The organism is Secundilactobacillus paracollinoides DSM 15502 = JCM 11969, assembly GCF_001311135.1.
In the GTDB taxonomy this organism is placed as follows: domain Bacteria; phylum Bacillota; class Bacilli; order Lactobacillales; family Lactobacillaceae; genus Secundilactobacillus; species Secundilactobacillus paracollinoides.
This window is the reverse complement of the sequence record NZ_BBAG01000084.1, coordinates 1-8,956: the sequence shown is the minus strand read 5'-3', so window position 1 is coordinate 8,956 and position 8,956 is coordinate 1. Positions and strand designations below refer to the sequence as shown.

Annotated in this window: 12 protein-coding genes; 2 read left to right on the top strand and 10 right to left on the bottom strand. The window is 37.2% G+C overall.

Features of this window, described 5'->3' with window-relative positions; translation table 11 throughout:
* Positions 1-253: 253 nt before the first annotated feature.
* Positions 254-1,018 (top strand): hypothetical protein, encoded by a 765-nt coding sequence (locus JCM11969_RS15170; protein ID WP_162231485.1) that lies wholly within the window; start codon positions 254-256, stop codon positions 1,016-1,018.
* Positions 1,019-1,116: 98 nt separating this feature from the next.
* On the opposite strand, the gene JCM11969_RS15165 is transcribed toward JCM11969_RS15170, so the two are convergent.
* Complete coding sequence (locus JCM11969_RS15165) at positions 1,117-1,755, bottom strand: hypothetical protein (protein ID WP_054712525.1); 639 nt, start codon at positions 1,753-1,755, stop codon at positions 1,117-1,119.
* A gap of 426 nt (positions 1,756-2,181) precedes the next feature.
* Between JCM11969_RS15165 and JCM11969_RS15155 the strand changes: the two genes are divergently transcribed.
* A complete protein-coding gene (locus JCM11969_RS15155) occupies positions 2,182-2,811 on the top strand; it encodes a hypothetical protein (RefSeq protein ID WP_054712519.1) in 630 nt (209 codons plus the stop codon).
* A gap of 99 nt (positions 2,812-2,910) precedes the next feature.
* Here JCM11969_RS15155 and JCM11969_RS15150 read toward each other — a convergent pair whose 3' ends face one another.
* The 9 genes from JCM11969_RS15150 to JCM11969_RS17930 all read right to left on the bottom strand — a co-directional run bounded on the left by JCM11969_RS15150 (position 2,911) and on the right by JCM11969_RS17930 (position 8,915).
* The gene (locus tag JCM11969_RS15150; RefSeq protein ID WP_054712517.1) at positions 2,911-3,714 is read right to left on the bottom strand and encodes a hypothetical protein; all 804 of its coding nucleotides are present in this window, start codon (positions 3,712-3,714) and stop codon (positions 2,911-2,913) included.
* Positions 3,715-3,952: 238 nt separating this feature from the next.
* Positions 3,953-4,165, bottom strand: a complete 213-nt coding sequence (locus JCM11969_RS15145; RefSeq protein WP_054712514.1) for a DUF3923 family protein — start codon at positions 4,163-4,165, stop codon at positions 3,953-3,955.
* A 14-nt stretch (positions 4,166-4,179) separates the two neighbouring features.
* Entirely contained in the window at positions 4,180-4,929 is a 750-nt protein-coding gene (locus JCM11969_RS15140) for a DUF2705 family protein (protein ID WP_054712511.1), read from the bottom strand.
* A gap of 1 nt (position 4,930) precedes the next feature.
* On the bottom strand, positions 4,931-5,824 hold the full coding sequence (locus JCM11969_RS15135; protein ID WP_054712508.1) for an ABC transporter ATP-binding protein: 894 nt from the start codon (positions 5,822-5,824) through the stop codon (positions 4,931-4,933).
* 11 nt (positions 5,825-5,835) lie between these two features.
* On the bottom strand, positions 5,836-7,467 hold the full coding sequence (locus JCM11969_RS15130) for an ATP-binding cassette domain-containing protein (RefSeq protein ID WP_054712507.1): 1,632 nt from the start codon (positions 7,465-7,467) through the stop codon (positions 5,836-5,838).
* Between the two features lie 206 nt (positions 7,468-7,673).
* Positions 7,674-7,802 carry a class III lanthipeptide gene (locus JCM11969_RS20565; RefSeq protein ID WP_191982282.1) on the bottom strand — a complete coding sequence of 43 codons (129 nt, stop codon included), beginning with the start codon at positions 7,800-7,802 and terminating at the stop codon, positions 7,674-7,676.
* Between the two features lie 27 nt (positions 7,803-7,829).
* Positions 7,830-7,958: a class III lanthipeptide gene (locus tag JCM11969_RS20560; RefSeq protein ID WP_191982556.1), complete on the bottom strand. Its 129-nt coding sequence runs from the start codon at positions 7,956-7,958 to the stop codon at positions 7,830-7,832.
* Positions 7,959-8,077: 119 nt separating this feature from the next.
* Positions 8,078-8,665, bottom strand: a complete 588-nt coding sequence (locus JCM11969_RS15125; protein WP_054712506.1) for a glycoside hydrolase family protein — start codon at positions 8,663-8,665, stop codon at positions 8,078-8,080.
* Positions 8,634-8,915 carry a glycoside hydrolase family protein gene (locus tag JCM11969_RS17930; protein WP_156319400.1) on the bottom strand — a complete coding sequence of 94 codons (282 nt, stop codon included), beginning with the start codon at positions 8,913-8,915 and terminating at the stop codon, positions 8,634-8,636. The genes JCM11969_RS15125 and JCM11969_RS17930 overlap by 32 nt, the downstream gene beginning before the upstream one ends.
* Positions 8,916-8,956: the final 41 nt, after the last annotated feature.

Below are 8,956 nucleotides of genomic sequence, written 5' to 3'. Positions count from 1 at the left end.
AAACACTCTTCGAAATATTTCAAAGACTATTTGTATTATTATGTAATCGTTAAATGGTTTTTATTTAATGAATATATAATAAATCATTGAACACAGTGTCTTATGTATTGAATGCTAAGGGTGAGATTAATATCATCCGATTACGAAAAGTTACAGTAAGTTTAGGAGACTTTCTGTTACAAGACTCTAACATATTCAATTTTCAGGGGAGAAAAATAGCTATGAAACTCAAGAAAATATCACAATAGCTATTATGCAATGCACCATCAGCGCAAGTACGGTCCTCAATCCGTTACAGTCACATGCTAGCGCCTATAAAACACTTAAAACGACATACACACATCCAGAGTATTCGTCACAATTGCTGGTCCATGCTTCAAGCTTTAGCAAATCCATCTACGTTTGGAATCTAAACCATACAAAAGTTCGCTATAACTTAAAAAACTATCCAGCCACAACATACTCTGTTAATGCCATTACAACCTTCAGTCATAATGGCCAAAAATCTGTTTATTATCATATCTATCCAATTTCTCCAGAAAAAGATACTAAGTTAGCTGGTGGATATGTATGGCATAAGTACCTTACAAACGGGCACAATCCGAATTACAAGCTGATCAATAACGAAGATATTATGCACTTTGGAAATTCAACAGAGTATCAAACCTATATCAAAAAATCGCCATCTCAGGCACTAACTAGAAAGATACTTGCCTTATTCCCCAACAGTACTGTCTCTCTTGATTTAAGTCTGGCATCATTAAAGTACAACAAAAACACTTATAACATCACCAATATCCAATCGATAAAACGGATTAATTCATTAGATACGTATCTCAATACGAAAAACACGTCATCCAATGCCCAAAGGTACACAAAAATCAAAGCTTATTTAGCAGCTAATGGCTATACCACTAGTGTACGGAACCAAAAACTCGTCATCGGTATTTACATTAACAACTTCACGTTTCACTCCTGGCAGATGGATGATGGAACAAGGATTCATAACCGGTATTGAAAAGTAATTAGCCGTCATATCACCCATTATTTAATCGAATTAAACTAATTAAAAGAGACTGTCCACAAACATATGGACAGTCTCTTTTAATGATCAAACTACTTTAAATTAACGTTTACCCAAGCATACCCTGGGTCATTATTGCCAGTTGAATTAATGCAAATTGTATTCAACCTAAGACTAGTCTCACCCTGCTTAGTCACCGTCTTCTTCGAATGCAGTAACAATTCAAATTTCTCAGACTTATGCGGACCAAGAAAATCTGTATAAGTGCCATTAGTTTTAATGTTGAACATCTTTGGACTTAAACTGGTTGCTTGTGAAAAAGCAAAATGGTTTGGTTCGGCATTACTAACCGGGTACAATCGTGCGACGTAATTTGTGACAATACCGTCAAATGCACTGATTGCCCCAAAACGGTAATACCCATTATCAGTATTATTATAGGCAGTTCCCGTTATCTTGGCCCAAGTCGGATAGTTAGAATGTTTTTTGGACACTTGATAAAGATAAACATTATTGATCTTTAGCTTATAGTTGGTGTCAAACGTAAATGTCTTTTTTACTGAATAACTTTTCTTGCTGGTGTACGTCTTATGTAATTTTTTTGGTTGGTTATTCTGATAATAATTGAAGTAGGCCGCATGTGCACTGACGCTATTAGTAATTAGGCCAATTCCAAATAGCGCAACCATTACTGCAATGATTCTGATTTTTCTACCAATTGTATGACTCATAATGGACACTCCCTCTTTGATTGAAACTAGTATAACACAGATTTTGCTATGTTAAATATCTAGATATGCGGACAAAGTCTCAGGCTGAATTTTTTTAAACACATAAAAAATACCCGGATTATGTACCAAAGAGAAAATCCAAAAGGTGTTTTGGTAGTTACCTATGTTAAAATTCAGTTATAGAGAAGGGATGACACGTATGAAAAAGACACTTATTGCCGAGCTTGCTTTCGCAAGTTTGGTCTTATACTTAGGATTCACAACGCAAAACGTTTCAGCCAGTACTGCCTACCGAACAGTTACAACAAAAAGCTATGCCAAATCAACCCCGGCCTATCATGTTAAAAACGCAACTAAGAGTGTCTACATGTGGAACAGCACACTGACGAAGAAACTTCATAACTTAAAAAACTATCCACGAACAACTTGGTACGTAAAAAAAGCGTTAAATTAACTAATGGTAAAAAAACCGGAATTTTCTACTATATCCAAAATAAAAGTAACTCAGTTAGCGGATACGTTTGGCGCAACTACTTAACCAAAGGTGCCTACAAGTCATCAGCAACTCCAACAAGGGCGTCACTGTCTGAAGCAGAAATTGTAAAGCAGGTCATGAATGTATTACCAGGTACAGTATATGATGCTAGTCTTCAAAAAATTGCTGATAGCAACATTGCTCATGATGGCGACGTCTATGCAAATATGCAAGAAGCGCTACCCAAGAACGAGCAGTCAAACTTTGCGATGCTTGGCTTTGATTACTTTGATAATGCAACGTTATTATCGGAATTAAAGGCTGGCAAGATCTCATATGATGCTTATTCAAAACAACTGTTAACTGAGAACTTAACCGCACAGTTGAAAGATAAGGGCCAAGTATTCTACTCACTCATTAAGGGAAAAACAATTAACGACTTTTCTGGATGGCACATTGCGGTATCAGCTATCCTTCTACTTCAAAGTACTTTGGGTCTGCGCTGGTATTGTTACTTAAACCCACAGCTTAATGGGATTAGAACAAATGAGCCAATTGGCCTGTCAGATTCAAGCTTATAAGAGTGCGAATCAGACAGCAGTAAACTAAATTTTCTCACAAAAATAACGTCATCTGATATTGACCGTAAGTTTAGTCAATATCCGATGACGTTATTTAACTTAATTTGCTGGAATCGCTAACTGAAGTCCAAATTCAACCTCGTCGACATCCACCAGCCTTGTACAATAGTAAATCCCAATCTTATAATTACTCATCGCATCCCGCTTGGCTTGCGTATAACCTGCATCATTCAACGCTTGTTCAATTGCTGCAGCTCGTTGATTGGTAGAGAGGTTCGTGTACTTTGTTGGATCAAAATAAGTATTGACGCTCGGCAACGAAATGGTGTCCGTAAACGCGTTACTATAATATTTTGAATCAACCAGATTCTCACTCAGATCGATGGACACTTTTGAATTCGGAAACATCGCGAGTACCTTTCGTGTCAGCGCTTGTGAAGGAGATTTTTGAATGTAGTTTGCGTAGTCTGTATCCGAGACAAAGTCATGGTTACCTGGTATTACAAATAAATTATTCCAAACGGCGTAATTCTGGTTATACCCTTTGGTGAGGTACCCTCGCCAGATACGGCCGTTAACTGGCGTATGATACCGCTTATTAGGTGATGCTGCTGTAACGTAGTAGTAAACCGCGTCCTTGCGGACAATTTCACTCTTAGTCAGCGTCCAAATAGAGTTGGGATAGTTTTTGATATTGTGCAGTTTCTTTGTGTGTGTCTTATTCCAAAGGTAAGCATTTTGCGTTTTATTCTTGGCATGAAATTTTGGAGCGTGTGAATAATACTTTGTCTTGATGATTTGATACGAACTGGCGCTGGCTTTTGTTTGGATTGTGTTAACAGCCACCGTCATCGTTGCCAGAATACCTGCTATTGTGGCAAGATATTTTATTGTTTTGTGCATGATTGACCCTCCTGATTTAAAGATAATCGTCCCCTGATTAATTTTATTTTACATCAAGAAAGGGATTAACAATACAACATCAAGTAGCCTGATTAAGAACTATTCAGCATAATCTTGCGGGTCATATGGGTATTAGCTACTCACCGCCGTAACTCGTACGATTCAAAAACGACCATGCAGCCTCATTAGCGTTTACCTAATGAGGCTGCATGGTCGTTTTTAATTCATCTCAAGTGACTTAGACCCGTCTGCGATGCGAAACGGCAAATACGATCAGCTCACCTACTACAATAAGTGCAAAGAAGATAACGAGCACAACGAATGTGACCAATCGTAAATGCGGCGATTGTGCCAGACCCGCCCCATCCGTTTTACGCAGGAAAATTACCGCAGATAGTAAAATGAAGATCACCGCCAAAATGAGGTTGGTGATGAGATAGCCGTGTTTCATGAGTCCTTCACCTCTTACACAGATTTATTTTTAAAGACCAGATAACTAGCAACTAAAAAGAGCGCCACATACACAACAATACCCACAACGAAATTAGTGATACTTAACCCCGTCTGTGTTTGCAAAGAATGACTGATCAGTTGCGCTTTGAAATTTAACATGTTGACGATATTCCATTTTAATAGGCTTAATTTAGCGATCAACGAGAAGTTTGCCCCATCAATCAACCCGACCATTAAGTAGACCAATACCCCAATGGCCACTGGTATCGCAGGTGTTTTAGAGATCACTGACAGAAAGAAGACAAACGACCCAAGTAACAGTGTTTCAAATGCCGAACCCAAGATCCAAAGAAATGTGTCCTTCATGATGATCGATTGGAACGCCTCGTGGAATAGGGCACCACTGACAATGGTATCCAGGAAAAAAATACCTAAATACATGAGGCCAATAACGATAATCAACGCAACCGCCTTTGAGGCAATGATCTGTAGTCGCGATTTAGCCGCAATAATTAGATTCTTAATGGTGCCCTGCTGAAATTCTGAGGACATCAGATCCGCTGCAAAAACCATAACGATCAGTGGGATGAACTGTAACGTGGAAAACGAATTTTCGACCATAAATTTGGTACCAAAATAAGCTGGTTTTATAGCCGTAACGCCCACCATGACAAGGTAAAAAACACTAATGACTAGTAAAATAAGTCTAACATCTTTGCGACTTCGTAATTTGTAAAGCTCAAGACCAATGCCATGCACCATCCTATTTCCCTCGTTTCATCTGATCTAAAATTTGCATCTCTAAATCATCATCCGTTTGCCTGATTTCGGTCACTTCGATATGGTTAGCGGCAATAATATTGAATACCGTTTTAGTCGTGGCTTCGGTAGCGAGATTCACGACAACGCGACCATTGGCCTGATGAGATGAAATTGTTGCTCGCGTCAACTCAGTCAGCAGCTTGTTGTTATTTGTCGTTGCCAATTCAAACCAATGATTAGCGTCACCACCACGAATATCGAATGCTTCAAGATGACCGCCGTTGTTTAAAATATAAAGGTTGTCCGCTAACCTTTCTAATTCACTAATGAGATGACTAGAGATTAAAAAGGTGACCCCTGTCGCGGCTAAGTCTTGGATGATGGTTCTAAAATCCACGACAGACTGTGGATCAAGCCCATTGATCGGTTCATCTAAAATCACAACCCTTTTCCCCGTAATGATGGCCTGTAAGATACCAACCTTTTGTCGCATGCCTAATGAGTAACCGGAAACTTTCTTTTGAATGTAATGGTCCATTTTGAAGATCGTAATCACGCGTTCCAGAAGTGCCTCATCGACATCGTTCGTATAAAGTCTAATGTTATCCATTCCTGACAGATAAGTGTATAGTCCTGGACTTTCGATCAAGGCACCAATTTCAGTTATCTTTGGTTTTTTCCTGGCAGTGATCGTTTGGCCATTGACGACAATTTCCCCCTGAGAAAAAGGTGTTAATTCCAGGATGCATTTCATTAGGGTTGTTTTGCCAACCCCATTTGGTCCGACTAGGCCGACAATCGTCCCTTCTTGCACGGACATATTGATATTATCTAATATGGTCCTTTTATTGTATGTTTTGGTTAACCCCGAAATTTGCAGTAACGCTGCTTCCATAAACTGTTCACCTACTTGATTTGGACTAAAGTTCCATTATTTTGAAGATTATAAATCTTTGTATACCTTTTATCGTTTATATCATAATGATGCGCCACCTCAATAACCGGTTGAGATAATCTAAAAAGTAAATTCCTGATTTCCTTTGCATTTTCACTATCTAAATTCGCGGTCACTTCATCAGCCAATATTAAATATTTATTTGCAAACAACGCTCGAGCTACTTCAACCTTTTGCCTTTGTCCACCAGATAGCATAGATCCATTTTCTCCAAGGTTTATTTGAAACATATCCGACAACTCATAGTCAGTTGTCAGCCGCGCTTCGGTAAACGCAGACTTTAACTTATCTAATTGTGCTTCAGAATTAAATAGCGAAATATTGTCTGCAATATTTGCCTTATAAATATATGGATTTTGATTGATATACGCAACATCTTCAGTCGGATTCCGTACAATAGCATCATTATTTTTAATTTCTATATAGTTACCAGAATCAGCATTGACATCACCGTTTAAAGTTTTTAATAAAGTACTTTTTCCTATGCCCGATTCTCCAAATATCAAAATCTTATCGGTATTATTTACTTTCAAATCAAAGGAGATAGATTTACTTTCGCTAATTCTAAAGTACATATTACGAGCCTCAAATTTACTCTCTTCGTTGTCCGATTGAGGTTCAGAACTGCTATCATTTCTTTCATATAAGCTAGGCTTTTTATTAATGATTTGTAGAATTTTCTTCCTAATAGTAGCCGTTGATTCCATCTGGTTAAAACTTGAAACCATGCTCATAACAGGACTGATAACACGATCATTTGCGAGAAAAATTGCTAGTAAAGTAGTAAACGTAAACGAGTTTGTTGAAATAATTAGAAGACACCCAATAGAGAATGGAACAATAAAACCAATTCCTGCAACCAAAGATCCAGCCAGTTGGGCTCCCGACTGTCTTACAGAAAGGTGATACTGTCCATCTTCTACATCAACAACTCTGCCATAAAGAATACTGTAAATACGCTTTTGGACTCCATATGTTCGGAACGTTGAATATCCCTGATAAAAATCTTTCACTTTTGTAATGAGCGCATCGTTTTTCTTTGTCCAATTTGAGGCTGCCAAGTTCAACCTCTTAGAAAATAAAATTGGTGTTACTAGCGGAAGAAATGAAAAGGCTATAAATACAAGAGCTACAAGCCTATTAAGAATTAGCATATATGCCAACGAAACTATCAGTAAGAATAAATTTTCAATAATTTCAAAGAACTCTGTCAGATAATTCGTTTCCAACAGTTTAAAATCATTCATCAAAAGCGAAATAATATCCGCTGAATTTTCATGTTTTCCGTTAGCAAACCATGTGTTGGTGATTACTTCACCTTTCAGGCTTATGTTCACTTCTTTTATGACCTTACTTTGTACTACAGATAAAAGAAATTGAGCAAAATAAATCACACCCCAAGCAGCTAGTGCAAGTACAAGATAAATCAAGACAGACTTTAAACTTGTGTGAGCGTTAAATTTTCCAGCATAGTAAACTAGGGATGAAATTAGTACACCATTAAATGAATATATAATGATTAAACAAAGCGAACAAATCATAAGAAACTTGTGCTTTTCAATCAATTCTTTGATAAAGTACATGTTTGTCCTCCTGACCAACACTATGTAAAAGAGGGGATTTATTCATTCCCTCTCAAGTACAATCAAAACAAAAATAAGGAATAACGATGCTATTGCCGTGATGCTAGCTTTTATCTTCGAAGAATTACTCTTAACAAAATTACATTAATGTCAATTTTAGATTTCTTTGAATTAGTACAGGTCATTAGTCCTTATTTGCGTTTTATTTATTCACAGAAATAGAGACTAATTGTGCTAATGTTGTGACAGCCAAGGCTGATCTTCGAAGAACCGTGTCTCAACAACGTTACATCTGCATCAATTGCTGTTTTCTGTAAGCTAACCAATTTGTTCATAATACTACCCCTATCCTTTTCCAAATCTTATTCGCAGAAATAAAGACTGATTGTACTAATGTTGTGGCAACCAAGACTGATTTTTGAAGAACCGTGTCTTAACAGAGTTACATCTGCATCAATCGCAGTCTTCTGTAAACTAATCAATTTATTCATCATCTCACCCCCTTTCAATTTGACCGGTTATTAAGGCATTACACTAATAGTGAATACACCGATAAAATCATCTTCAAAATTCGTATTAACTTTGTAATTGTTGATACTATAATTTCTTACTAGGATTCTTTATTTTCCCCGAAAAGGTTTGACAAACTCCCGGGTATTATAGGCAACCAACCGTTCCATGAACCTGTATCAAGATCGCTTAAAGTTAAAATCAGGCCCGAATTTCCGGTAAACAAGTCCATTGAGCAACGATATCCATAATTTCCAGGGCTAATTATCGTGTGGTCTTTGTATGTCATTAAATAGTTACGTAAAGTTGAAAGGTTATAATCATCAATTAAGCCCAATTCTTTTTTCGCATTTTCGAGAATAATAAACCCAGCAATTCCCCTAGTTATACCTGAAGAATATGAACAATAGGTCTCATCTACATTACATAGATTTTCAATTAATTTTTGATCAGCCGCACTATTAAATGACTGAGCTATCTTATTAAATTCAAACAGAGTTAAAGCAATTCCTGCTGATCCTTCTCCAAGATAAGGAATCAGTCGTTCCTTTCCTAACGAATAATCCGACACTTGCGCAAGGTGTAATTCTTCATCAACAGAAACGTTATTTTCCAATTCACGTCGAATCATTTGAATTGCTGTCTTTTTAAATTCTTCATTGCCTGATAAGAGAGATAGTTCCAGCATAAACAAAGCAATTCCTGACCATCCCCCCTAAAATACCATTTGGAATGCCAAAGGGATCGGAAGATACAAGCTTTATATTCTGGTTATATTTATTTGTAATTTCTTTACCCGCAAGAACAGCAGCCTGTAATAAACTCTCATCACCAGACTGTTCATACAAAGATAATGAAATTAATCCAACGCCAGAAACACCAGAGAATAGACTTAAATCCCCGTTATCTTTTTCTGATAAGCACTTTTGGAATATCATTTTGGAGAGCTTTTTTTCTTTCCAATTTCAAATAAAAACAT